This window comes from Streptomyces sp. NBC_01474, assembly GCF_035918215.1.
Classification (GTDB): Bacteria; Actinomycetota; Actinomycetes; order Streptomycetales; family Streptomycetaceae; genus Streptomyces; species Streptomyces aureus.
In genome coordinates, this window is the sequence record NZ_CP109449.1 from 6,482,183 (window position 1) to 6,506,135 (window position 23,953).

The 23,953-nt window shown below is 70.7% G+C and carries 21 protein-coding genes and 1 other RNA gene; 20 read left to right on the forward strand and 2 right to left on the reverse strand.

Going from position 1 to position 23,953, the window contains the following annotated elements:
* Positions 1–26 precede the first annotated feature (26 nt).
* The 3 genes from smpB (at position 27) to dacB (ending at position 2,864) form a co-directional block, all read left to right on the forward strand.
* A complete protein-coding gene (gene smpB / locus OG758_RS29625) occupies positions 27–569 on the forward strand; it encodes an SsrA-binding protein SmpB (RefSeq protein WP_326712737.1) in 543 nt (180 codons plus the stop codon).
* Positions 570–701: 132 nt separating this feature from the next.
* Positions 702–1,090: a transfer-messenger RNA gene (gene ssrA / locus OG758_RS29630) on the forward strand.
* Positions 1,091–1,244: 154 nt separating this feature from the next.
* Positions 1,245–2,864 carry a D-alanyl-D-alanine carboxypeptidase/D-alanyl-D-alanine endopeptidase gene (gene dacB, locus OG758_RS29635; RefSeq protein WP_326712738.1) on the forward strand — a complete coding sequence of 540 codons (1,620 nt, stop codon included), beginning with the start codon at positions 1,245–1,247 and terminating at the stop codon, positions 2,862–2,864.
* A gap of 13 nt (positions 2,865–2,877) precedes the next feature.
* Here dacB and OG758_RS29640 read toward each other — a convergent pair whose 3' ends face one another.
* Complete coding sequence (locus tag OG758_RS29640; protein WP_326712739.1) at positions 2,878–4,134, reverse strand: MFS transporter; 1,257 nt, start codon at positions 4,132–4,134, stop codon at positions 2,878–2,880.
* A gap of 83 nt (positions 4,135–4,217) precedes the next feature.
* Between OG758_RS29640 and OG758_RS29645 the strand changes: the two genes are divergently transcribed.
* The 15 genes from OG758_RS29645 to OG758_RS29715 all read left to right on the forward strand — a co-directional run bounded on the left by OG758_RS29645 (position 4,218) and on the right by OG758_RS29715 (position 21,197).
* Positions 4,218–5,231, forward strand: coding sequence for a LysR family transcriptional regulator (locus tag OG758_RS29645; protein ID WP_326712740.1), 1,014 nt, complete (start codon positions 4,218–4,220; stop codon positions 5,229–5,231).
* Between the two features lie 247 nt (positions 5,232–5,478).
* On the forward strand, positions 5,479–6,162 hold the full coding sequence (locus OG758_RS29650; RefSeq protein WP_326712741.1) for a hypothetical protein: 684 nt from the start codon (positions 5,479–5,481) through the stop codon (positions 6,160–6,162).
* Positions 6,163–8,337, forward strand: coding sequence for a glycosyltransferase (locus OG758_RS29655; protein ID WP_326712742.1), 2,175 nt, complete (start codon positions 6,163–6,165; stop codon positions 8,335–8,337). It abuts the gene before it with no gap.
* Positions 8,334–9,560 (forward strand): acyltransferase family protein, encoded by a 1,227-nt coding sequence (locus tag OG758_RS29660; RefSeq protein WP_326712743.1) that lies wholly within the window; start codon positions 8,334–8,336, stop codon positions 9,558–9,560. Before OG758_RS29655 ends, OG758_RS29660 begins: the two co-directional genes overlap by 4 nt.
* A gap of 64 nt (positions 9,561–9,624) precedes the next feature.
* The gene (locus tag OG758_RS29665) at positions 9,625–9,747 is read left to right on the forward strand and encodes a hypothetical protein (RefSeq protein WP_326712744.1); all 123 of its coding nucleotides are present in this window, start codon (positions 9,625–9,627) and stop codon (positions 9,745–9,747) included.
* Positions 9,748–9,831: 84 nt separating this feature from the next.
* Positions 9,832–10,812 (forward strand): hypothetical protein, encoded by a 981-nt coding sequence (locus tag OG758_RS29670; RefSeq protein ID WP_326712745.1) that lies wholly within the window; start codon positions 9,832–9,834, stop codon positions 10,810–10,812.
* A 163-nt stretch (positions 10,813–10,975) separates the two neighbouring features.
* Positions 10,976–12,328 (forward strand): nitrate/nitrite transporter, encoded by a 1,353-nt coding sequence (locus tag OG758_RS29675; RefSeq protein ID WP_326712746.1) that lies wholly within the window; start codon positions 10,976–10,978, stop codon positions 12,326–12,328.
* Positions 12,329–12,425: 97 nt separating this feature from the next.
* A complete protein-coding gene (locus OG758_RS29680; protein WP_326712747.1) occupies positions 12,426–13,586 on the forward strand; it encodes a uroporphyrinogen-III synthase in 1,161 nt (386 codons plus the stop codon).
* Between the two features lie 38 nt (positions 13,587–13,624).
* Positions 13,625–14,149 carry a GNAT family N-acetyltransferase gene (locus tag OG758_RS29685; RefSeq protein ID WP_326712748.1) on the forward strand — a complete coding sequence of 175 codons (525 nt, stop codon included), beginning with the start codon at positions 13,625–13,627 and terminating at the stop codon, positions 14,147–14,149.
* 79 nt (positions 14,150–14,228) lie between these two features.
* Positions 14,229–14,822 carry a CGNR zinc finger domain-containing protein gene (locus tag OG758_RS29690; RefSeq protein ID WP_326712749.1) on the forward strand — a complete coding sequence of 198 codons (594 nt, stop codon included), beginning with the start codon at positions 14,229–14,231 and terminating at the stop codon, positions 14,820–14,822.
* Between the two features lie 146 nt (positions 14,823–14,968).
* Positions 14,969–15,544: a sigma-70 family RNA polymerase sigma factor gene (locus tag OG758_RS29695; protein ID WP_227295039.1), complete on the forward strand. Its 576-nt coding sequence runs from the start codon at positions 14,969–14,971 to the stop codon at positions 15,542–15,544.
* The gene (locus OG758_RS29700) at positions 15,541–16,338 is read left to right on the forward strand and encodes an anti-sigma factor family protein (RefSeq protein WP_326712750.1); all 798 of its coding nucleotides are present in this window, start codon (positions 15,541–15,543) and stop codon (positions 16,336–16,338) included. Before OG758_RS29695 ends, OG758_RS29700 begins: the two co-directional genes overlap by 4 nt.
* 81 nt (positions 16,339–16,419) lie before the next feature.
* Positions 16,420–18,822, forward strand: coding sequence for a HelD family protein (locus tag OG758_RS29705; RefSeq protein WP_326712751.1), 2,403 nt, complete (start codon positions 16,420–16,422; stop codon positions 18,820–18,822).
* A gap of 363 nt (positions 18,823–19,185) precedes the next feature.
* Positions 19,186–20,619, forward strand: a complete 1,434-nt coding sequence (locus tag OG758_RS29710) for an NAD-dependent malic enzyme (protein WP_326712752.1) — start codon at positions 19,186–19,188, stop codon at positions 20,617–20,619.
* A gap of 296 nt (positions 20,620–20,915) precedes the next feature.
* Positions 20,916–21,197 carry an HU family DNA-binding protein gene (locus tag OG758_RS29715; RefSeq protein WP_030680681.1) on the forward strand — a complete coding sequence of 94 codons (282 nt, stop codon included), beginning with the start codon at positions 20,916–20,918 and terminating at the stop codon, positions 21,195–21,197.
* Between the two features lie 106 nt (positions 21,198–21,303).
* Here the strand turns inward: OG758_RS29715 and murA are convergent, their stop codons facing one another.
* Positions 21,304–22,644 carry a UDP-N-acetylglucosamine 1-carboxyvinyltransferase gene (murA, locus tag OG758_RS29720; RefSeq protein WP_100593927.1) on the reverse strand — a complete coding sequence of 447 codons (1,341 nt, stop codon included), beginning with the start codon at positions 22,642–22,644 and terminating at the stop codon, positions 21,304–21,306.
* A 327-nt stretch (positions 22,645–22,971) separates the two neighbouring features.
* Here murA and OG758_RS29725 point away from each other — a divergent pair, with 327 nt between their 5' ends.
* Together OG758_RS29725 and OG758_RS29730 are read left to right on the forward strand one after the other, a co-directional pair.
* Entirely contained in the window at positions 22,972–23,532 is a 561-nt protein-coding gene (locus tag OG758_RS29725; RefSeq protein WP_199841783.1) for a YqgE/AlgH family protein, read from the forward strand.
* A gap of 100 nt (positions 23,533–23,632) precedes the next feature.
* A complete protein-coding gene (locus OG758_RS29730; RefSeq protein ID WP_100593929.1) occupies positions 23,633–23,920 on the forward strand; it encodes a DUF3039 domain-containing protein in 288 nt (95 codons plus the stop codon).
* Positions 23,921–23,953: the final 33 nt, after the last annotated feature.

Here is a 23,953-nt window from a genome sequence, read left to right on the forward strand (position 1 = left end):
AAAATGGGCGCACTATGTCTAAGGGAATGTTCGTACCGAAGGAATCACAGCCCAAGCAGGGCGCGTCCGGGAAGTCCGCCAAGGACAAGGACGGCAAGCGCAAGATCGTCGCGCAGAACAAGAAGGCCCGGCACGACTACGCCATCGTCGACACGTACGAGGCGGGCATCGTCCTGACCGGCACCGAGGTGAAGTCGCTGCGACAGGGCCGCGCCTCGCTGGTCGACGGCTTCGTCCAGATCGACGGGAACGAGGCGTGGCTGCACAACGCCCACATCCCCGAGTACAGCCAGGGCACCTGGACCAACCACTCCGTGCGCCGCAAGCGCAAGCTTCTCCTGCATCGCGAGGAGATCGACAAGCTGGAGTCGAAGTCCCAGGAGACGGGTCACACGATCGTGCCCCTGGCCATCTACTTCAAGGACGGCCGCGCGAAGGCGGAGATCGCGCTCGCCAAGGGCAAGAAGGAGTACGACAAGCGGCAGACGCTGCGCGAGCAGCAGGACCGCAGGGACTCGGACCGCGCCATCGCGTCGGCCAAGCGGCGGCAGCGGGCGCGGGAGCGCTGAGCCGCGCTCGGGTCCTGCCCGGTCCGCCGGTAATAGGCTGGCACCGTTGCCCGTCGGTCACGTACGATGGGTGTTGTCCCGCTGGTGACGGGACGCCCCGGATCGAAAGATCCGGTTTTGAAAAATCAACATGGGGATGATCGGTTTCGACAGCGGCTGTCGAAGCAGGGGAAGCGTGTCGAGGAAGCGACAATGATCTCGTTAACCATATGTCGCAACCAATAATCGCCACTTCTAAGAGCGATTCCCAGTCCTTCGCCCTCGCTGCCTAATAAGCAGTGAGTGAAGGACCCTAAAAGGGTGTCAGCCCGGGGATGTTCCCGACCCGGATCCTGGCATAATCTAGGGGACTAAACCGTCGAGCCCGGTCACGGGGTTCGATGGGAAATCAAACAGTGACTGAGCCCGTCGGAGACTTGTTCGCGTGATCTCCGGGGCTGAGAAAATCGAAGCGAACTGCACACGGAGAAGCCCTGCTGCTGCACCGTTGGACGCGGGTTCGATTCCCGCCATCTCCACAGAATTCCCATGTGAGACGAAGGCCCGGCTGCGATGCAGCCGGGCCTTCGTCGTGCCGTCGTTGTGCCACAGGCGCGCGATGAGTCCTGTGTGGTCCGGGGGACTCGGCTGACGCACCCTGTCCCTGGGCGCCGCGATCCGGGATGCTCCTGAGGCATGAGTAGACCCGACGGACCTGTGAGACGACTCCTCAATCCCCTTGCGCGTCAACGGCGTTACCTCGTCTGGCCCGCCCTCGTCGCGCTCGCGGCGGGCCTGACCTGGGGCTCACCGGCCGGTGCCGACGGCGACAGCACCGGCCTCCCCGAGGCCATGGACACCATCCTCGGCGACCCGTCCATGGAAGGCGGCGCGGCGAGCGTCGTCGTCGCCGACGCGAGCAGCGGCGACATCCTTTACCAGCACAATCCCACCGGACGCCTGATGCCCGCGTCCAACACCAAACTCCTCACCTCGACCGCCGCGACGGAACTCCTCGGCACCGGCTACCGGTTCACCACCGACGTGCTCAGTGACGGGCGGCAGCGGGGGAGCGTCCTCGACGGCGATCTCTATCTGCGCGGCACCGGCGACCCGACCGCCCTCGCCAAGGACTACGACGAGCTCGCCGCCAAAGTCGCCGCGTCGGGCGTGAAGTCGGTCAGCGGTCGCCTCGTCGCCGACGACACCGCCTTCGACAGCCAGCGCCTGGGCCGCTCGTGGGCCGCCGACGACGAGTCCTCGTACTACTCGGCGCAGATCTCCGCCCTGAGCGTCGCGCCCGACACCGACTACGACACCGGAACGGTGATCGTCGAGGCCTCGCCGGGCGCGAAGGCCGGGGACAAGCCGAAGATCACCGTCACGCCGAGGACTCACTACGTGGACATCGACGTGCGGGCCACGACCGTCGCGGCCGGCGGTGACGACAGCCTCACCGTCGAGCGGCGGCACGGCACGAACACGGTCACCGTCAGCGGCACCGTTCCCGTCGGCGGGGACACCACCAAGGAGTGGGTCACCGTCTGGGAGCCCACCGGATACGCGGCCTCCGTCTTCCGCGACGCGCTCGCCGCGCACGGCGTGAAGGTGTCGGGCGGAACGAGGCTCGGGCGGGCCACCCCGACGGGCGCCGTGCGGCTCGCCACGCACGACTCCATGCCGCTGAAGGACCTGCTGATCCCCTTCATGAAGCTGAGCAACAACATGCACGCCGAGATCCTCACCAAGGCCATGGGCGCGAAGGCGACCGGCCGCGCCGGGAGCTGGGACGACGGACTCGCGGCGATCCGCGGCTATCTGACGGGCATCGGTGTCGACACCGGGCGGCTGCGCCAGGCCGACGGGTCCGGGCTCTCCCGCATGGACAGCATCCCGGCGGGCCAGATCGCGAAGCTGCTGCTCGCGGTGCGCGCCGAGCCGTGGTTCGGCGACTGGTACAAGGCGCTGCCGGTGGCCTGCGCCCCGGACCGGTTCGTCGGCGGCACCCTGCGCTCGCGGATGTGCGGGACACCGGCCGCGCTCAACGCCCGCGGCAAGACCGGGTCCCTGACCGGCGCATCCGCGCTCTCCGGCTATGTGAAGGACGCCGGTGGACGTGATCTCGTGTACAGCATCGTCCAGAACAACTACCTGGTCGACTCCGTCAAGCCCCTTGAGGACGCGATCGTGGTGACGCTCGCGAAGTCCGACGCGGACGCGGCGGTCGCCGTGCAGCCGCGCTCGCTGCGGTCCGTGCCGGTGTCCGAGCGGAAGGGTGACCTGGAGTGCTCGTGGCGCAAGCCGGCGGTGTGCTGACGGCTGCGGGTGACTACGTACGGTCGCGTACGTCGCTGCGTACGTAACCGATGAGCGCGAGTGCGAGCGCGCACGCCGACGCGGCGGCCGGGACCGCGTAGCCCGCGGTGGGGCCGAGGCGCTCCACCGCGGAGCCGCCCGCCGCCGCCCCGCAGGCGATGCCCCCGAGCAGGCCGGTCACGGCGAGGGTCATGCCCTCGTTCAGCTGGCCCTCGGGGGTGCGGGCCTGGACCAGCGTCATGCCCGTGACCATCGTCGGGGCCGTCGCCATACCGGCGACAAGGAGAGCCCCGGCGACCACAAGGAGGGAGCCGGTGAGCGCCGCGAGCAGGGGGAGGGCCAGCAGGACGGTCATCGCGGCGACGCACCACGGGTGGCGGCGCGCCGCGGGACCGGCGGGCCGCACCGCCCCGTAGACCAGGCCCGCCGCACCGGAACCCGCCGCCTGGAGTGCGAGGACCGCGCCGGCCGCCGCCTTGTGGCCCGCCTCGTCCGCGAACGCGAGCGTGACCACCTCCATCGAGCCGAACACGGCGCCGGTGGCGAGGAACGACGCCAGAAGAACGGGCATCCCGCGCGCGCGGAGGGGCGATTTCGTGGCCGTCCGCCCATGGGTGGGCGGTTCCGTGGCGCGCTGCGCGGCGAAGACCAGTACACCGGTGATCAGCAGGACCGCGCCGATCAGGGTGCCGGCCTCCGGGAAGAGCGACCCGCACAGGAAGGCGGCGAGCACCGGGCCGAGCATGAAACACAGCTCGTCCACCGCCTGTTCGAAGGAGTTCGCGGTGTGCAGGGCGGCCGGGTCGCCCTTGAGGAGATGGGCCCAGCGGGCGCGCGACATGCCGCCCGTGTTGGGCGTCGTGGCCGTCGCCGCGTAGGCCGCGAAGAGCGTCCAGTCGGGCGCTCCGTAGTGCACGCACAGGAGCAGGGCAAGGGATCCGCAGACCGCGACCGCCGTGGCGGGTACGGCGGTCCTGGCCTGCCCGTACCGGTCCACGAGGCGTGCCGTCCACGGGGCGACGACCGCGGTCGCGGCCATCCCGGTCGCGGTGACGGCCCCGGCGAGCGCGTACGAGCCGCGCGCCCCGGCGATCATGATGACGGCGCTGACGCTGAACATGCCCATGGGGAGGCGGGCGAGGAGGTTCCCGAGCGTGAAGGCGAGGGCGCCGGGCGTGGACAGGAGCCGGACGTACGGGGAGCGGCCGGGCTGTGGCCGGTGGGTGGGGGTCAGGGGAGCGGTGGCGGGCTCGGATATCGCGTCGGGCATGTGATCAGCGTCGCCGTGGGCCGGGCGCCCGGTCCAACACCTTCTCCGTACCGATTCACGCGCCGGCGTTGTAAGTTCGCCGGATGCCCGACCAGCCGACCGCGCCCGGCGCGTCCGCCCCCGCCCACCTGGAGCCCCGGCTGCTGCGCGCGTTCCTCGCCGTCGCCGAGGAGCTGCACTTCACGCGCGCCGCAGCCCGGCTGTACGTCGCGCAGCAGGCCCTCAGCAGGGACATCCGCCGGCTGGAACGGGAGCTGTGCGCCGAGCTGTTCGCGCGGAGCACGCGCCAGGTCGCCCTGACCGCGGACGGGGCGCGGCTGCTGCCGTACGCGCGGCGGGTTCTCGACGCGCAGGACGAACTGCTCGCCGCCTTCACGCGCCGCCCGGCCGCAGGGGCGGTGCGGCCACTGCTCGTCGACGTGAACAGCCCCGGCCTCGTCTTCGAGCGCATCCTGGAGCGGGCCCGCGAGTTCGCCCCCCAGTGCGAACTGATGGCCCGCTACGAGAGCGGTCTGACCGGCGCCGCCGCGGAGATGGCCGCGGGCCGCCTGGACGCGTCGTTCGGGCGGTACGCGGGGCTCGATCCGGCGGTGCGGGTGCGCCTTTCGCAGCAGCCCGTGCGGTACGAGCCGATGACGGTGGTCCTGCCGGACGGTCATCCCCTCGCAGCCCTGGAGGCCGTGCCGCTCGCGCGGCTCGCGGGCGAGACGGTGTACGCGGGCGCGGGCAATCCCCGTACACCGGAGTGGACCGACCTGGCCGGGCGGCTCTTCGAGGGGCGCGGGATAGCGGTCGCGCCGCCCGCGCCGCTCGCCGTGGGCGTCGAGGAGTTCCGGCGGATCATGGCCAAGACCGGGACCCCGGTGCTCGCCGCGGGGGACTTTCCGGCCATGCCCGGCTCCGTCGTGAGGCCCCTGACCGACCCCGTGCCCCTGTCGCCGGTGTCGCTGGTGTGGCCAACAGGACTCGTGCACCCGGGGATCGACGCGCTCCGTGCCGCGGCGGCCACGCTCGCGGAGGAGAACGACTGGCTCCGTAAACCCCCAGGAGCCTGGATACCGGCCATAGATGCACTCATCATGATGAATCAGGACTGAGGGTTGGGCACGGCTGTCACTCGCGTGCGCTACATTCGTCGTCCGAGCGCATTGTGATAAGGGGGGCGCTCGGATCGGGTGGGGGCCCGGTCCGAACGACGAGGGCTCGGTACGTCGTGCGCGCACCCAATGTTCATGTCCTTGGGGGGATGTGCGTACGGTGGAACATTGGCGAGAAAATGCCCGTTCCGGGCAGACTCACGATCCTAATGAAGTAACGGTCCAACTCGACGGCGCAGGCCGTCAGTTGGACGAACTCATCGCTGCGCGGCGCGAGGGTGCCGCCGACAAGGAAGTCCCGGTCTTCGTAGACGACTCGGGCCGGCGAAACCGCAGATACCGCCGCTTCGGCGCGATCCTCGGGATGATCTGCGCGGTCTACGCCGTCGTCATCGTGGCGACACTGCTCTCCGGAAACTCGAACGCTCCCTGGCTGCCCATCCAGGGCGAGGACCGCGACAAGCCCGCGGGCAAGGTGGACACGTCGCCGCTGCCCGCCGACCCGGCGGCCAGGCCGTCCTCCTCGGCGGCCGCCACGGCCGATCCCGGCGCTTCCGGCACCGCAGCGGCGACCAGCGAGCCCAGCGCCGGTTCGTCGACCGGCGTCGACGGCAGCGCGAGCGCCAAGCCGGGAGACAAACCCGGTAAGTCGCCCGACCCGAAGCCGTCCGGCGGCCCTGGCAAGCCGGACCCCGGCACTTCGCCCGACCCCGGCCCCGGCCCCTCGGAGCCGCCCAGCTCGCCCGGTCCCGGCGGGCCGTCCCCGTCGGACAGCGGACCACCCGTCGAGCCGTCGGACTCCCCGGCCCAGGACGGCACGCAGACCGTCGCCGCGCCGCCCGTCGGGTCACCCCTCGCGTCGCCCGTCGACCCGAGCCAGAGTCCGGCCGGACCGCCGACGGCCTCGTCCCCGGAAAGCAGCATCCTGTAAATGTCCTCCCGCCCACGCAGCAACCGCAGGGCGCTGCTTCGCCGCCGCCTGCCGATGCGCTACCTGCTGCCGTCGCTGCTCCTTGTCGCCCTGCTCGCGATGCTCATGCTCCGCGGGTACGTGCACAGCGAGATCCTCGCCGACCACCGCATCCAGCCGCCCGCCGCCACCGATCACGTGCCCGAGAAGATCCTCGAGGGCGGCCCCGTCATCGACACCCGCGGCGGGCGCGAGACCAGCATGAGCGTGCCCGAGCACCGGCTCGTCCTCACCTTCGACGACGGCCCCGACCCGGAGTGGACCCCGAAGGTCCTCGACGTCCTGAAGGAACACCACGCGCACGGCGTCTTCTTCGTCACCGGCACCATGGCCTCCCGCTACCCGGACCTGGTCAAACGCATGGTCGACGAGGGCCACGAGGTCGGCCTGCACACCTTCAACCACCCCGACCTCTCGTACCACTCCAAGAGCCGCATCGACTGGGAACTCACCCAGAACCAGACGGCCCTGGCCGGTGCGGCCGGCATCCGCACCTCGCTGTTCCGGCCGCCGTACTCCTCGTTCGCCGACGCCATGGACAACAAGTCGTGGCCGGTCACCAAGTACATCGGCAGCCGCGGGTACATCACCGTCGTCAACAACACCGACAGTGAGGACTGGAAGCGCCCCGGCGTCGACGAGATCATCCGCCGCGCCACGCCCAAGGGTGGCAAGGGCGCGATCGTCCTGATGCACGACTCCGGTGGCGACCGCTCACAGACCGTCGCCGCCCTCGACCGCTTCCTGCCCCAGCTCCAGAGCCAGGGATACGACTTCGTCAACCTCACCGAGGCGCTCGGCGCACCCAGCGCCCACACGCCCGTGCACGGTCTCGAGCTGGCCAAGGGCAAGGCGTGGATCTACGCCGTCGACGCGTCGGACAACGTGACGGACGTCCTCGTCGTGGGCCTCGCCGTGATCGGCGTCCTCGTCTTCACCCGCTTCGGCCTGATGCTCCTCCTGTCCGGGGCGCATGCCCGACGCGTGCGGCGCCGCGGATTCTCCTGGGGGCCGCCCCTCACCGAACCGGTGTCGGTCCTGGTCCCGGCGTTCAACGAGGCCAAGTGCATCGAGAACACGGTGCGTTCACTCATGTCGAGCGAACACCCCATCGAGATCATCGTCATCGACGACGGCTCGACCGACGGCACGGCCCGCATCGTCGAGAATCTGCGCCTGCCAGGCGTCCGGGTGGTCCGCCAGCACAACGCGGGCAAGCCGGCGGCGCTCAACAGGGGCCTGGCCAACGCCCGGTGCGACCTGATCGTGATGATGGACGGCGACACGGTCTTCGAGCCGTCCACCGTCCGCGAGCTCGTCCAGCCCTTCGGCGACGGCCGCGTCGGCGCGGTCGCGGGCAACGCGAAGGTCGGCAACAAGGACTCCCTGATCGGGGCCTGGCAGCACATCGAGTACGTGATGGGCTTCAACCTCGACCGCCGCATGTACGACATGCTCCGCTGCATGCCCACGATCCCCGGGGCCGTGGGCGCCTTCCGCCGCAGCGCGCTGGAGCGCATCGGCGGCATGAGCGACGACACGCTCGCCGAGGACACCGACGTCACCATGGCCCTGCACCGGGACGGCTGGCGCGTCGTCTACGCCGAGAAGGCCCGCGCCTGGACCGAGGCCCCGGAGTCGGTCCAGCAGCTCTGGTCCCAGCGCTACCGGTGGTCGTACGGCACGATGCAGGCGATCTGGAAACACCGCCGCTCCGTGATCGAGTCGGGCCCCTCCGGGCGCTTCGGCCGCATCGGCCTGCCGTTCGTCGCCCTCTTCATGGTCCTCGCACCGCTCCTGGCGCCCCTCATCGACGTCTTCCTGCTCTACGGCCTCGTGTTCGGCCCCACGGAGAAGACGATCGTCGCCTGGCTCGGCGTCCTCGCCGTCCAGGCCGTCTGCGCGGCGTACGCCTTCCGGCTCGACCGCGAACGCATGACCCATCTCATCTCACTCCCGCTCCAGCAGGTCCTCTACCGGCAGCTGATGTACGTCGTGCTGCTGCAGTCCTGGATCACCGCGCTCACCGGCGGCCGGCTGCGCTGGCAGAAGCTGCGGCGCACCGGACGCATGGACCTGTCCGGTATCGCATCTCATGGGCGCCAGAACACGGAAGATCGGAAACAAGTGGCATGACCAACCCAACACCTGTTGCCGGGCAGTTGCATCAAGGGCGCTTCACCGTTCCCGCGCAGCCTGTTGCGGCGGAGCCTCGGCGCGCCCCTGAAAGGGACCGCTACTTCGACTTCCTCCGGGCTCTGGCACTCTTCCGCGTCGTCTTCTACCACCTGATGGGTTGGGCCTGGCTACCCGTCATCTTTCCCTCCATGGGCGTGATGTTCGCGCTGGCGGGCAACCTCATGGCCCGCTCCCTCAAGCGCCCACCCGTCCAGGTCATACGTAGCCGGATGCGCCGACTGCTCCCTCCGTTGTGGCTCCTCGGCGCGATCGGGCTGTCGGGGATGCTGCTGCAGGGCTGGGGTCCCGATTCCGAAGGTCATCCAGGCTGGTGGTGGCTGCACCTCACCTTCTGGGTTCTGCCGCTGAGCGATCCGCCTTACGCCGAGGGCCTGCACGGGATCCACGGCATCCTCGGCGACGACTGGGCCTCGGAACTTGCGGGGCCACTCTGGTACATCCGCGCGTACCTCTGGTTCGTCCTGCTATCGCCGTTCCTGCTGAGGGCTCTGCGGGCACTGCCGTGGGCGACAGTCCTGGCCCCGATCGTGTTGTCTGCTGGCCTTGAATTCGGCTACATCCACATTCCGTATGTTCGGATCGACTCGAACCTCACCGACTTCAGCACGTTCGGCGCCTGCTGGATCCTGGGCATGGCACACCACGAAGGCGTTCTCCGGCGCATCCCGCGCTACGGCGTCCCGTCCGTAGTTCCGGCCATCGCTGCTCTGGGCTTGTGGTATGCCCTGACCCACGGCTTCAGATCAGGCCACGACCTGGACGACATCCCGTTCGGGCAGTCCCTGTGGTCCTTCTCGACAGTGGTGCTGCTCCTGCACTACAGCCCGTCGTGGTCACAGTGGCCACGGTTGCTGCGTCCCTTCGACAGATTGATCACACTGCTCAACTCACGTGCCGTGACTATCTACTTGTGGCACAACGTGTGCATTCTCATCGCAGCGACCATGTGGGATCAGCTGTGGAACGTCGATGTGATGTGGCGGCACTTTTCCTGGCTTCTGGAGAGCCCTTGGCCCGTTCTGGTCTTCGTGTGGCTTCTCGTCGCTGTTTGCATCATGACCTTCGGCTGGGCCGAGGATCTCGCTGCCAAACGCAAGCCAAGGTTGTGGCCGGACGGCAGGGAGAAGAAAGGACCGCGGAGCGGGGCGCATCGGGGGTGAAATGGTGTGGGGCGGGGTCTTGGGTGGTGAGCCCGCCCCTGACGGGTCGTCGCGCCTGGCGAGCATGACCCAAACCGAGTGGACCCGCGTCAAGCCCGCCACCGCAAGGTACGTAGAGGACCTGGCCGCCAAGCGGCGCCCGCGGCTGTGGCCGAACGGCGTCAAGAAGCGGGCACACAGCCGCTAGACGGGGTTGTGCGGTGAGCAGGGGTGGGGGAGGTTGGGGCATGAGCGACCAGTGACCGCAGGACCACGAGGGGGACCCGGACCGATGACACAGCCTCCCGGCCAGCCACCGCAGGACGGATCCGGGCACCACCCGGCGTACGGGCCGCCGCCCACCCCGCCGCAGGCGCCGTCCGGCGGCGGGCAGGACAACCCGTACGCCGGGGCGCCGACCCCGCCGCCGACTCCGCCGCAGACCCCGCAGACACCGCCACCGGCCCCTCAGGGCCAGTCCGGCTACGGCGACCAGCCCGCTTACGGGGATCAGCCTGGCTATGGCGACCAGCCCGGCTATGGAGGCCAGCCCGGCTACGGGGATCAGTCGGGATACGGCGCTCAACCCCCCTACGGTCAGCCCTCGCAGGGACAGCCGCAGGGGCAACCCCCGTACGGGCAGCCCCCGTACGGCGGGCAGCCGCCCTACGGCGGGGGTGCCTATCCGCCGCCCCCGCCCCCGCAGGGCAGCGGTGGCAAGCGGCGGACGGCCGTCATCGTCGGGTCCGCGGTCGTCGCGCTCGTCGTGATCGTCGGCGGGATCTTCCTCGCCACGAACAGCGGCGGCGGCGACGACAAGCCGAAGGCGAAGGACTCCGTGTCCGCGGAGCCCACCGTGTCGGACGAGCCCTCCGACGAGCCCACGACCGAGGACCCCACGACCGAGGACCCCGTCGAGGAGCCGAGCGACCCCTCGGGGACGGTGGAGGAGCGGCCCGCCGGGTCCACCGGCTATCAGGGCCAGTGGCAGGACGAGCAGGCCAGGACCCTCACGGTCGGTGACAAGGTCGCGACCGGCACGGCCAAGGGCAAGTACAGCGTGTCCTACATCGACGCGGGCGGTAAGGGGATCTGTACCGGCATCGGGGAGAACCGCAGCGGCGGGGCGTTCCGGATAGCCGTCAAGTGCATGGGCAAGGACACCGGCGACGAGGTCTTCGGGGCGAACCTGACGCAGGCCGACGACGTGGTCACGCTGAAGTGGGACAAGGGCGGCTCGGCAAGCCTCAAGTGGGCGGGCACCACGACCTGACCACGCCCACGACCTGACCCACGCCGGGGAGCGAAGCTCACCGCCGGGCCCCGTGCCCGGTGAGAGCAACGTTCCCCGCCGGTCACGGTGCGGCACAGCGCGGTAATCCCGCCTCCCTACCTTCGGGGTCATCAGCCGAGAACCGTGACCCTGGAGGCGTGTGATGGCAGCCCGGAGTTGGATCCAGAGGTGGGATCCGGAGGACGAGACGTTCTGGTCGCAGGAGGGCGGCGAGAAGGTCGCGCGGCGCAATCTCGCGTTCTCCATCCTGTCCGAGCACATCGGGTTCTCGATCTGGACCCTGTGGTCCGTGATGGTCCTGTTCATGGGGCCCGAGTACGGCATCGACCCGGCCGGCAAGTTCTTCCTGGTCTCGATGGCCACGCTGGTCGGTGCGGTCGCCCGCGTGCCCTACACCTTCGCCGTGGCCCGCTTCGGCGGCCGGAACTGGACGATCTTCGCGGCGAGCCTGCTCCTGATCCCGACGGTCGCCGCGTTCGCCGTGATGGAGCCGGGGACCTCGTACACGACGTTCATGGTGTGCGCGCTGCTCACCGGGGTCGGCGGCGGCAACTTCGCCTCGTCGATGACCAACATCAACTCCTTCTTCCCGCTGCGGAAGAAGGGCTGGGCGCTCGGTCTGAACGCGGGCGGCGGCAACATCGGCGTCCCCGTCGTGCAGCTCGCCGGGCTCGCCGTGATCGGCGCGAGCGGCGGGCCGCGCGTACTGCTCGGGATCTACATCCCGCTCATCGCGGTGTCGGCTATCTGCGCCGCGCTGTTCATGGACAACCTCGCGACCGTGAAGAACGACACCGGCGCCGCCAAGGAGGCCGTGCGCGACCCGCACACATGGATCATGGCGTTCCTGTACGTCGGGACGTTCGGGTCGTTCATCGGCTACAGCTTCGCGTTCGGGCTCGTCCTGCAGACACAGTTCGGCAGGACGCCGCTGCAGGCCGCGTCGATCACGTTCATCGGGCCGCTGCTCGGCTCCCTGATCCGGCCCGTCGGCGGCCGGCTCGCCGACCGGTTCGGCGGCGCCCGCATCACGCTGTGGAACTTCGTCGGGATGGCCGCCGCCACCGCCGTGGTCGTCCTCGCGTCGACGCAGAAGTCGCTGCCGCTGTTCACCACGGCGTTCATCGCCCTGTTCGTGCTCACCGGCCTGGGCAACGGGTCGACGTACAAGATGATCCCCGGCATCTTCCAGGCCAAGGCAGCCGCCAGGGGGCTCGCGGGGGAGGAGGCCGCGGCGTACGGGCGGCGTCTGTCCGGGGCCTCGATGGGGCTGATCGGCGCGGTGGGCGCGCTCGGCGGGCTCGGCATCAACCTCGCCTTCCGCCAGTCCTTCCAGACCGCGGGCACCGGCACGGCCGCCTTCGTCGGGTTCCTCGTCTTCTACGCGGCGTGCTTCGCCCTCACCTGGGCTGTATACCTTCGCCGCCCGGCCGCCGCGGAGGCTCCCGTCGAGGCCACGGAGGCGGAGCCCCGGCTCAGCTACGCCGAGGTGTGACGTAACACCGCTGACATCATGGGGAACCGAGCCCGTCACGGGACGTTGACAGGCTCGGTCGACCCCGGCAGAACCACCCGAGCGGGACGAGAGCCACATGTACGACGCACAGCAGGGCCCCCCGGCGGGGCAGCACGGCCCCCTCGCGGGCTTCACCGTGGGCGTGACCGCCGCGCGCCGCGCCGACGAGCTCGGCGCGCTGCTCCAGCGGCGCGGCGCCGCCGTCCTGCACGCCCCCGCGCTGCGCATCGTCCCGCTCGCCGACGACAGTGAGCTCCTCGCGGCGACCAAGGACATCGTCGACCACGCGCCCGACGTCGTCGTCGCGACCACCGCCATCGGGTTCCGCGGCTGGATCGAGGCCGCCGACGGCTGGGGCCTGGGCGAGGCGCTCGTCGCCCGGCTGCGCGGCGTGGAGCTGCTCGCCCGCGGGCCCAAGGTCAAGGGCGCCGTCAGGGCCGCCGGGCTCACCGAGGAGTGGTCCCCGTCGTCCGAGTCGATGGCGGAGGTCCTCGAACGGCTCCTCGACGAGGGCGTCGACGGCCGCCGGGTCGCCGTCCAGCTGCACGGCGAGCCGCTGCCCGGCTTCGTCGAGGCGCTGCGCGAGGCGGGCGCCGACGTCGTGGGGGTGCCGGTGTACCGGTGGATGCCGCCGGAGGACATAGGGCCCCTCGACCGGCTGCTCGACGCGACTCTCGCCCGGGGCGTCGACGCGCTCACGTTCACCAGCGCGCCCGCCGCCGTGTCCCTGCTCTCCCGGGCCGAACTGCGGGGCCAGCTACCGGAGTTGCTCGCCGCCCTGCGCCACGACGTCCTGCCCGCCTGCGTCGGTCCCGTGACCGCGCTGCCCCTGCAGGCCCACGGCGTGGACACCGTGCAGCCCGAACGCTTCCGCCTCGGCCCGCTCGTCCAGCTCCTGTGCGCCGAACTCCCGGGCAGGGCCCGTACGTTGCCGGTCGCGGGCCATCGGGTGGAGATCCGCGGGCAGGCCGTCCTGGTCGACGGCGACCTGCGCCCGGTGCCGCCCGCCGGGATGTCGCTCCTGCGTTCCCTGTCGCGCCGGCCCGGCTGGGTGGTGCCCCGTGCCGAACTGCTGCGCGCGCTGCCCGGCGCGGGCAGCGACGAACACGCGGTGGAGACGGCGATGGCCAGACTGCGCTCGGCACTCGGCGCCCCCAAGCTGATCCAGACGGTGGTCAAACGCGGCTACCGCCTGGCCCTGGACCCGGCAGCGGACTCCAAGTACGCGGACGAGTAGGACAGTTCGGCGCCGGCTCGCCCGGCTACCGTGGACGGATGGTCACCGACGCCTTCCGGATCCGCCCCGCCGAGCCCGCCGACGCTCAGGCCATCGCCGACGCCTATCTGCGCAACCGCGAGCACCTGCGCCCCTTCGAGCCGCACCGCGGGCCCGAGTTCGGCACCGCGGCAGGTCAGGCGGCGCGGCTCGCCGAGCCGGGCAGCGCACGCTGGGTCGTCACCGACGGCGACCTCGTCATCGGCCGCGCCGACCTCTCCGGCATCGCGCTCGGCCCGTTCCGCAGCGCCTCGCTCGGCTACTGGATCGATGCCGGCCATGTGGGCCGCGGCCTCGCCCGCCGGGCCGTGCGGGAGGTGTGCCGGGCCGCCCGCGACGAGCTCGGCCTGCACCGCGTCGACGCCAGTACCCTGCTGGACAACCACGCCTCCCAGCGCGTCCTCGCCGCCTGCGGATTCGAGCGCTACGGGACCGCTCCCGAGTACCTCCACATCAACGGCCGCTGGCGCGATCACCACCTCTTCCAGCGGATCCTGCACGACGGCCCGCCGGCCCGTCCGTGAACCCTTGGTCCGTGAACCCTTCGTGAGGGGCCCGGTACCAGGGGTTCCGGCGGTGCGTGCGTGCGGGCACTGTAGGGGCATGGCATCGCCATCGTCCTCGTCCTCGTCCTCGTACGAGCTGCGCTTCGACTCCGGGCGCAGTTCGCTGGATCTCCTGGCCACGGCGCATCCCGACGAACGGCTCGACTCGGTGGGGCGGCTGCGGGCCTGGTTGGTCGGCTCGGGGCTCGTGCCCGCGGACACGCCGCTGCGCGGAGCCGACGCGTCCTGGCTCGCCGCCGTGCACGAACTGCGCGCCCACATCGGTCAGTTGGTGCGCGGAGAACTCGACGGCAGGCCCGCGTCCGGCGCTCTGGAGCGGGTCAACGCCCTCGCCCGCGCGGCGCCGCCCGCGCCCCGCGCGACCCGCCGCACCGACGGCACTCTCGCCAGGGACCTGCACGCCGACCCCGGCTGCCGAGAGCTGCTCGCCGCCGTCGCCCGCGACGCCGTGGAACTGCTCACGGACCCGGTCGCCCGCTCCTGTCTGCGCCGCTGCGAGGGCGACAGCTGCCCGATCATCTACCTCGACACGTCCCGGGGGCGCCGCCGCCGCTGGTGCTCCAGCGAGGTGTGCGGCAACCGCGAGCGGGTGGCGCGGCACCGCCGCAGGGCGGCACTCACCCGGGCCTGAGGATCCCCCGAAGAACTCCCCCGAACCCTTTTTGACATGTCCCGGCAGATCGTTTGAACGCTTCGCGGCCCGCTTACGTACTGGGGTGCGTCCAGCCCAGCGGCGTCACAGCCGGAACGCTCAACCAGGGGACAGCGGAGGTAGGCGTGCGCAAGGATTCCGCCGTGGCCGATGAACGCCCGCCGAGGGCACGACATCGCGCGCCGCAGCCTCCTGAGCCCGACGAGGAGCTGATGCGCGCGCTCTACCGCGAGCACGCGGGTCCGCTTCTGGCCTATGTGCTCAGGCTGGTGGCGGGGGACCGGCAGCGCGCCGAGGATGTCGTGCAGGAAACGCTCATCCGTGCCTGGAAGAACGCCGGTCAGCTCAACCGAGCGACCGGTTCGGTACGCCCCTGGCTGGTGACGGTCGCCCGGCGCATCGTCATCGACGCTCACCGCAGCCGGCAGGCCCGGCCGCAGGAGGTCGATCCGTCGCCGCTGGAGGTCATCCCCGCGGAGGACGAGATCGACAAGGCGCTGTGGCTGATGACGCTTTCGGATGCGCTCGAGGACCTGACGCCTGCCCACCGCGAGGTACTGGTGGAGACGTACTTCAAGGGGCGTACGGTCAACGAGGCGGCCGCGACACTCGGCATTCCCAGCGGAACGGTGCGCTCACGGGTGTTCTACGCGCTGCGTTCCATGAAGCTGGCGCTGGAGGAGCGGGGGGTGACGGCATGAGTGCCTCGTACGACGACTACGGACCGCATGGGTCCGGTGACGTTCACGAGACGGTCGGCGCCTACGTGCTCGGTGTCCTCGACGACGCCGAGGCGAGCGCCTTCGAGGCGCATCTGGCGGGCTGCGAGCTGTGCGCACGCCAGCTGGAGGAGTTCGCCGGCATGGAGCCGATGCTCGCCGCCCTCGCGGACATCCCCGAACCGCAGGGCACCCCCGCCAGAGAACGCCTCGGCGCACAGCTCGGCGCCCGCCCGAGCGACCAGCTCGCCGGCCGGCTGTTCGACGAGGTGGCGCAGAAGCGGGCCCGCAAGCGCCGCCGCGGGATGTACTTGGTGGCGGCTGCCGCCGCGCTGATCATCGGCGGTCCGCTGACGGTGATGGCGGTGAACGACGGCGGCTCGGACAACGTCGCCGTGGCGCCCCAGCCCACCAGCCCGGCCGAGATGTTCTTCGACCACATGCGCGACAGGGTCAAGGCGACCGACCCGAGCACCAAGGTCACCGCCACCGTCGCCATGGAACCGAAGGCATGGGGCACCCACGCCGTCCTGGAGCTGAAGAACGTCAAGGGCCCGCTGAAGTGCTCCCTGATTGCGGTCGGGAAGAACGGCCAGCGCGAGACGGTCACCACCTGGGCCGTCCCGAAGTGGGGTTACGGCATTCCCAACAGCAAGCACGAGGCGTCGAAGTACCCCTTGTACGTGCACGGAGGCGCCGCGTTCGAGCGCAACGCCATCGACCACTTCGAGGTCGAGACGCTCGACGGAAAACGCCTCGTGGAGGTCGACGCGTAGCCCCGGCAGCCGGATGCGTAGCCTCCCGGGCCTCCCTTCGCGTACCTTTGACGGCTGCCCAGCACGTCAGAAGGGGGCCCGGTGGCCGCTCAGGCTCATCAGCAGACCGCGCTCGACCAGGACCGCGATTCCGAACGGGATCGCGAGATCGGTGTCGAACAGGAACACCTCGACCAGGTCTACCGCCGGCTCGAGGAAAAGATCCACGAGGCCGAGTTCCTGATGAACGACGCGGCCCAGCGGGGGCAGGTCGGCACACCCGGCGCCCTCGCCGAGCGCGACGCCCAGGTGTTCCGCGCGGGGATCCACCTCAACCGCCTCAACAACGAGTTCGAGGACTTCCTCTTCGGACGGATCGACCTGCTGCTCGGCAAGGACGGCAAGAAGGGCCCCGACGGCGCGTACACGGCCGTGGAGCCCGCCGAGGGGTCCGTGCGCGAGGACGCGGAGGGGAAGCGGACCGCCGACATCGCCGAGACGCTCCACATCGGCCGGATCGGCGTCCTGGACGCCGACTACTCGCCCCTGGTCATCGACTGGCGCGCGCCGGCCGCCGCGCCCTTCTACCGCTCGACCCCGGTCGATCCGGGACGGGTCGTGCGCCGCCGGGTCATCCGCTCCAAGGGCCGCAAGGTGCTCGGCGTCGAGGACGACCTGATGCGCCCCGAGCTGACCGCGAACCTCGACGGCGAGCAGCTGCCCGTCATCGGCGACGGCGCGCTGATGGCCGCCCTCGGCCAGGCACGCAGCCACACCATGCGCGACATCGTGGCGTCCATCCAGGCCGAGCAGGACCTCGTGATCCGGGCCCCCGCCGCGTCGGTGACGTATGTGGAGGGCGGCCCCGGCACCGGCAAGACGGCCGTCGCCCTGCACCGCGCCGCGTATCTGCTCTACCAGGACCGCCGCCGGTACGCGGGCGGCATCCTGATCGTCTCCCCGACCCCGCTCCTCGTCGCCTACACCGAGGGCGTCCTGCCCTCGCTCGGCGAGGAGGGCCAGGTCGCGATCCGTGCGGTCGGCTCACTGGCCGACGACGCCTCCGGCGCGGAGGCCACGGTCTACGACTCCCCGGCGGTGGCCCGCGTCAAGGGCTCCTCGCGGATGCTGCGCGTCCTGCGCAAGGCCGCGCGCGGAGCCCTGGAGACGGGGACCGTGACGGCGCCGCAGCAGAGGCAGGGCCAGCTGGCCTTCGGCGACGACGACTCCGACGGGGACGAGGCACAGGCCCCCGCCGAGCAGCCCACACGCCTGCGCGTCGTCGCCTTCGGCCGCCGCCTGGAGCTGGAGGCCGCCGACCTGGCGAGGATCCGCCAGAACGCGCTGAGCGGCACCGCCCCCGTCAACCTGCTGCGCCCGCGCGCCCGCAAGCTCCTCCTGGACGCCCTGTGGTCGCAGTCCGGCGCGGGCACCCGCCACAGCGACCCGGAACTCGCAGCGGAGCTGCGCTCCTCGTTCGACGACGACATCACCTCCGAGGACGACTTCCTGCGCTTCCTCGACGCGTGGTGGCCCGAGCTCACCCCGCGCGGCGTCCTCGCCGCGATGGGCGACGAGCGCCGCCTCGGCCGCTGGGCCCGCCGGATCCTCAACCCCGGTGAGGTCCGCAAGGTCGCCCGCTCGCTGCGCCGCGACGCCCTGTCCGTGCACGACGTGGCGCTCCTCGACGAGCTGAACGCGGTTCTCGGCGCCCCCGTACGCCCGAAGAGGAAGCGCGAGTACGACCCCTTGGACCAGCTCACCGGTCTCGAGGAGCTGATGCCCTCGCGCGACGAGACGCAGCGCGAGCGCGCCGAGCGCCTGGCCCAGGAGCGCACGGAGTACGCGCACGTCATCGTCGACGAGGCGCAGGACCTCACGCCCATGCAGTGGCGGATGGTCGGCCGCCGCGGCCGGCACGCGACCTGGACGGTGGTCGGCGACCCGGCCCAGTCGTCCTGGTCGGACCCGGACGAGGCGGCCGAGGCCCGCGACGAGGCCCTCGGCTCCCGTCCGCGCCGCCGCTTCACCCTCACCGTGAACTACCGCAACCCGGCCGAGATCGCCGAGCTCGCCGCCAAGGTCCTCGCGCTCGCCATGCCGGGCTCCGAGTCCCCGTCGGCGGTCCGCTCGACGGGGGTGCGCCCCCGGTTCGCGGTCGTGCAGGACGGCCTCGGGCACACCGTCCGCGAGGAGGCGGCGCGCCTGCTCGACCAGGTCGACGGCACGGTCGGCGTCGTCGTCGCGATGAACCGGCGGGACGAGGCGGCGCGCTGGCTGGCGGGGCTCGGCGACCGCGTGGTCGCGCTCGGCAGCCTGGAGGCCAAGGGCCTGGAGTACGACGCGACGGTCGTCGTGTCGCCCGCGGAGATCGCCGACGAGTCCCCGGCGGGCCTGCGAGTCCTGTACGTGGCGCTGACCCGTGCCACGCAGCAGCTCACGGTCGTTTCGGGCAGCCGCGACGAACCGGACGCGGACGGGGTGCCGGATCTGCTGCGTGAATGAGTTCGAGGGATGGGAATTGCCTTCCGGGGATCCTTTGTTACCTTGGACGTGGCACCGGCTCGATCCAAGCCCCCGGGCCCAACCTTCGTCGCTACGAGCGACCACTTGCCGCGAGGCGAGCATGGCGGGTCGGTGTCGTTAACGTAAGTGAGAGGTCCACGTCAGCTGACGTGGACCTCTTTCTGTTTCCCACCACTTCTCGTATGGTGGAAACAACTTTCCGAAAGTGCGCGACCGGGGTGCTGTCCGGGCGGTGAACAAAACGTTCGCAATCCGGGGCGGCTACCACGTACTCAGCGGTAGGTGCGACGATCGGACGGAAAAACAGCAGCAGCCACACGGTGAAAGCAGAGGAAGTCGGCCATGGCAACGGCGCCCAGCGTCTCCTACTCGATGACGGTCCGCCTTGAGGTGCCCGCCAGCGGAACAGCGGTATCCCAACTCACGACGGCCGTGGAGTCCCACGGAGGCTCGGTGACCGGTCTCGACGTGACGGCGTCCGGCCACGAGAAACTCCGGATCGACGTCACGATCGCCGCGAGCTCCACCGCGCACGCCGACGAGATCGTCGAGGGCCTGAACGGCATCGAGGGCGTCGTCCTCGGCAAGGTCTCCGACCGTACGTTCCTGATGCACCTCGGCGGCAAGATCGAGATGCAGTCGAAGCACCCCATCCGCAACCGTGACGACCTGTCCATGATCTACACGCCGGGTGTGGCCCGCGTGTGCATGGCGATCGCCGAGAACCCCGAGGACGCCCGGCGTCTGACGATCAAGCGGAACACCGTTGCGGTCGTGACGGACGGCTCCGCCGTGCTCGGCCTCGGCAACATCGGCCCGATGGCCGCCATGCCGGTCATGGAGGGCAAGGCGGCCCTCTTCAAGCGCTTCGCCGACATCGATGCCTGGCCGATCTGCCTGGACACCCAGGACACCGACGCGATCGTCGAGATCGTCAAGGCCATCGCCCCCGGCTTCGCGGGCATCAACCTCGAGGACATCTCCGCCCCGCGCTGCTTCGAGATCGAGGCCCGCCTGCGCGAGGCCCTCGACATCCCGGTCTTCCACGACGACCAGCACGGCACGGCCATCGTCGTCCTCGCCGCCCTGACGAACGCCCTGCGTGTCGCGGGTAAGGCCATCGGCGACATCCGCGTCGTCATGTCCGGCGCGGGCGCGGCCGGCACGGCGATCCTCAAGCTCCTGATCGCGGCCGGCGTAAAGAACGCGGTCGTCGCCGACATCCACGGTGTCGTGCACGCGGACCGCGCGGACCTCGTCGACGCCAAGGCCGATTCTCCGCTGCGCTGGATCGCCGACAACACCAACCCCGAGGGCCTCACGGGCACGCTCAAGGAGGCCGTGCGCGACGCCGACGTCTTCATCGGCGTCTCCGCTCCGAACGTGCTCGACGGCGACGACGTGGCGGCCATGGCCGAGGACGCGATCGTGTTCGCGCTCGCGAACCCCGACCCCGAGGTCGACCCCGCAATCGCGCGTCAGACGGCGGCAGTTGTGGCCACGGGCCGCTCGGACTTCCCGAACCAGATCAACAACGTCCTCGTGTTCCCGGGCGTCTTCCGTGGCCTCCTCGACGCCCAGTCGCGTACGGTCAACACGGAGATGATGCTGGCCGCCGCGGCCGCCCTGGCGGACGTGGTGAGCGAGGACGAGCTCAACCCGAACTACATCATTCCGAGCGTCTTCAACGACAAGGTCGCGGGCGCCGTCGCCGGAGCGGTGCGTAACGCCGCGAAGGCCGTCGGCGGCGCTGTGACGGGCGCCACGGCCTCCTGAGGCCCGGCGCGTCGCGGAATGCGGGGCCCCTGGACGCCCTCTAGGGTGGCCGGGAAGCACGGCCCCACCCCGCCCCATACCGGGACGGCGACGCAATCCGTGTGACCCCCAAGGGCGCCGGATTGGCTTTCCCGCCGCTGGTGGGGGCAGGATGCGTCTTCGGGCGCGAGGGTCTGAAGACGGACCCGGGTCCGGGGCCTGACCGAGGACCCTGGCAGCATCGGCTTCGCTGTGCCCAACATGCGGCTCCGCCGCGTGGCACGCCTCAACGGCAAGAAGAACACGGGAGTACAAACATGAACCGCAGTGAGCTGGTGGCCGCGCTGGCCGACCGCGCCGAGGTGACCCGCAAGGACGCCGACGCCGTGCTGGCCGCGTTCGCCGAGACGGTCGGCGAGATCGTCGCCAAGGGCGACGAGAAGGTCACCATCCCCGGCTTCCTGACCTTCGAGCGCACGCACCGTGCCGCTCGCACCGCCCGCAACCCGCAGACCGGCGAGCCGATCAACATCCCGGCCGGTTTCAGCGTGAAGGTGTCCGCGGGCTCCAAGCTCAAGGAAGCCGCCAAGGGCAAGTAACCCAGGCAACAGAAGGGGCGGCCACCCGGTTCGGGTGGCCGCCCCTTCTGCGTTTTGTCACGGGGGTCCTGCCGGCGCTCAGGAAGGGCGCCGGCAGGGCCTGTGGCTAGCCCAGTGCCTTGCCCGGCAGCTCGACCTTCGCGCCGAGCTCGACGAGCTTCTCCATGAAGTTCTCGTAGCCGCGGTTGATCAGGTCGATGCCGTGGACGCGGCTCGTGCCCTGGGCGGCCAGGGCGGCGATCAGGTACGAGAAGCCGCCGCGCAGGTCGGGGATGACCAGGTCCGCGCCCTGGAGCTTCGTCGGGCCCGACACGACCGCGGAGTGCAGGAAGTTGCGCTGGCCGAAGCGGCAGTCCGAGCCGCCCAGGCACTCGCGGTAGAGCTGGATGTGCGCGCCCATCTGGTTCAGCGCGGACGTGAAGCCGAGGCGGGACTCGTAGACCGTCTCGTGGACGATGGACAGGCCCGAGGCCTGCGTCAGCGCCACGACGAGCGGCTGCTGCCAGTCGGTCTGGAAGCCGGGGTGGACGTCCGTCTCCAGGGCGATCGACTTCAGCGAGCCGCCCGGGTGCCAGAAGCGGATGCCCTCGTCGTCGATCTCGAAGGCGCCGCCGACCTTGCGGTACGTGTTCAGGAACGTCATCATCGAGCGCTGCTGGGCGCCGCGGACGTAGATGTTGCCCTCGGTCGCCAGGGCGGCCGACGCCCACGACGCGGCCTCCAGGCGGTCCGAGAGGGCGCGGTGCGTGTAGCCGCCCAGCTTGTCGACACCCGTGACCCGGATGGTCCGGTCGGTGTCCATGGCGATGATCGCGCCCATCTTCTGCAGAACGCAGATGAGGTCCTCGATCTCGGGCTCCACGGCCGCGTTCGAGAGCTCGGTCACACCCTCGGCCAGCACGGCCGTCAGGAGGACCTGCTCGGTCGCGCCGACCGACGGGTACGGCAGCCGGATCTTCGTGCCGCGCAGCCGCTGCGGGGCCTCCAGGTACTGGCCGTCCGCCCGCTTCTCGATGGTCGCGCCGAACTGGCGGAGCACCTCGAAGTGGAAGTCGATCGGCCGGCCGCCGATGTCACAGCCGCCGAGGCCCGGGATGAACGCGTGGCCGAGCCGGTGCAGGAGCGGCCCGCACAGCAGGATCGGAATGCGCGAGGAGCCCGCGTGCGCGTCGATGTCGGCGACGTTGGCGCTCTCCACGTGCGACGGGTCCATGATCAGCTCGCCGGGTTCCTCACCCGGGCGGACCGTCACGCCGTGCAGCTGGAGGAGGCCGCGTACGACCCGGACGTCCCGGATGTCCGGGACGTTGCGCAGTCGGCTCGGCTCGCTGCCGAGCAGCGCGGCGACCATGGCCTTGGGCACGAGGTTCTTCGCGCCGCGGACACGGATCTCGCCCTCCAGCGGGGTTCCGCCGTGGACAAGCAGTACATCGTCGGTGACGGTCATGAATCTCGCGTTCCGATGAGATGGACAGGACAGGTGGGCAGGACCGCAGGGCGGAGCCGTCGGGCGAGGCCTTTCGGGCCGGGCCGCTGGGGCGGGCCAAGGCATAAGCCTAAGGGCCGCCTACCCCCCTTCCGTAAGCCCAAGTGCACCGGGGGGACGTCATGACTTCGCTACAACACGAAATGTCGCTAAACGGGCGCGGAGGGTCACCTTCCGGGGGCGGTTCGCGGCGCGCGCCCCGGGCGCGTGAGGCGTCTCTGAGCTGGGCGCACCCCGGAAGGGCCATTGACTCCCCGCTCGGCGGCAAGATGCGGGATCATGTCTGGCATGACCGAGGTGTCCTCGCTCACAGGGCGGCTGCTCGTGGCCACACCCGCCCTCGCGGACCCGAACTTCGACCGGGCGGTCGTGCTGCTCCTCGACCACGACGAGGAGGGCTCGCTCGGCGTCGTCCTCAACCGGCCCACGCCGGTCGGGGTCGGCGACATCCTGGAGGGCTGGGGCGAGCTCGCCGGCGATCCGGGCGTCGTCTTCCAGGGCGGCCCGGTCTCGCTCGACTCGGCGCTCGGCGTCGCGGTGATCCCCGGCGACGAAGGGCCCCTCGGCTGGCGCCGCGTCCACGGCGCGATCGGCCTGGTCGACCTGGAGGCCCCTCCCGAGCTGCTCGCCTCCGCGCTCGGATCCCTGCGGATCTTCGCCGGGTACGCGGGCTGGGGCCCGCGCCAGCTGGAGTCCGAGCTGACCGACGGCGCCTGGTACGTCGTCGAGTCGGAGCCGGGCGACGTCTCGTCAACGGACCCCGAGGGGCTGTGGCGGGCGGTGCTGCGACGTCAGCGCAGCGACCTGGCGATGGTGGCGACGTACCCGGACGATCCGTCGCTCAACTGAGGCCGCCGGCCGGTGCCGTGATCGACGGGAACCGGGGGTGCGGGCCCTTCACCCCGAGGCCGCTGCCCCTTCCCCCGGCGCTTCAGTACCCTTGGCCTTTATGAGCACTCTTGAGCCCGAGCGCGGGACAGGTACGGGGACCCTCGTAGAGCCGACGCCGCAGACATCGCACGGTGACGGCGACCACGAGCGCTACGCCCACTATGTCCAGAAGGACAAGATCATGGCGAGCGCCCTCGAGGGGACGCCGGTCGTCGCGCTCTGCGGCAAGGTCTGGGTGCCGGGCCGGGACCCGAAGAAGTACCCCGTGTGTCCCATGTGCAAGGAGATCTACGAGTCCATGGGCGCCGGCGGCGACAAGGACAAGGGCGGCAAGGACAAGAAGTAGTGGCAAGAGGTAGCGGGCGGGAAGTGGTGGCCC

Bases quoted from the DNA above. Each gene is read 5' to 3' on its own strand.
- dacB (WP_326712738.1), top strand. From the start codon at position 1,245: ATGAGTAGACCCGACGGACCTGTGAGACGACTCCTCAATCCCCTTGCG.
- OG758_RS29660 (WP_326712743.1), top strand. From the start codon at position 8,334: ATGACCAACCCAACACCTGTTGCCGGGCAGTTGCATCAAGGGCGCTTC.
- OG758_RS29640 (WP_326712739.1), bottom strand. From the start codon at position 4,134: ATGCCCGACGCGATATCCGAGCCCGCCACCGCTCCCCTGACCCCCACC.
- murA (WP_100593927.1), bottom strand. From the start codon at position 22,644: ATGACCGTCACCGACGATGTACTGCTTGTCCACGGCGGAACCCCGCTG.
- OG758_RS29690 (WP_326712749.1), top strand. From the start codon at position 14,229: ATGGCATCGCCATCGTCCTCGTCCTCGTCCTCGTACGAGCTGCGCTTC.
- OG758_RS29645 (WP_326712740.1), top strand. From the start codon at position 4,218: ATGCCCGACCAGCCGACCGCGCCCGGCGCGTCCGCCCCCGCCCACCTG.
- OG758_RS29675 (WP_326712746.1), top strand. From the start codon at position 10,976: ATGGCAGCCCGGAGTTGGATCCAGAGGTGGGATCCGGAGGACGAGACG.
- OG758_RS29685 (WP_326712748.1), top strand. From the start codon at position 13,625: ATGGTCACCGACGCCTTCCGGATCCGCCCCGCCGAGCCCGCCGACGCT.
- OG758_RS29710 (WP_326712752.1), top strand. From the start codon at position 19,186: ATGGCAACGGCGCCCAGCGTCTCCTACTCGATGACGGTCCGCCTTGAG.
- OG758_RS29680 (WP_326712747.1), top strand. From the start codon at position 12,426: ATGTACGACGCACAGCAGGGCCCCCCGGCGGGGCAGCACGGCCCCCTC.
- OG758_RS29670 (WP_326712745.1), top strand. From the start codon at position 9,832: ATGACACAGCCTCCCGGCCAGCCACCGCAGGACGGATCCGGGCACCAC.
- OG758_RS29665 (WP_326712744.1), top strand. From the start codon at position 9,625: ATGACCCAAACCGAGTGGACCCGCGTCAAGCCCGCCACCGCAAGGTAC.
- OG758_RS29700 (WP_326712750.1), top strand. From the start codon at position 15,541: ATGAGTGCCTCGTACGACGACTACGGACCGCATGGGTCCGGTGACGTT.
- OG758_RS29715 (WP_030680681.1), top strand. From the start codon at position 20,916: ATGAACCGCAGTGAGCTGGTGGCCGCGCTGGCCGACCGCGCCGAGGTG.
- OG758_RS29655 (WP_326712742.1), top strand. From the start codon at position 6,163: ATGTCCTCCCGCCCACGCAGCAACCGCAGGGCGCTGCTTCGCCGCCGC.
- OG758_RS29730 (WP_100593929.1), top strand. From the start codon at position 23,633: ATGAGCACTCTTGAGCCCGAGCGCGGGACAGGTACGGGGACCCTCGTA.
- smpB (WP_326712737.1), top strand. From the start codon at position 27: ATGTTCGTACCGAAGGAATCACAGCCCAAGCAGGGCGCGTCCGGGAAG.
- OG758_RS29725 (WP_199841783.1), top strand. From the start codon at position 22,972: ATGACCGAGGTGTCCTCGCTCACAGGGCGGCTGCTCGTGGCCACACCC.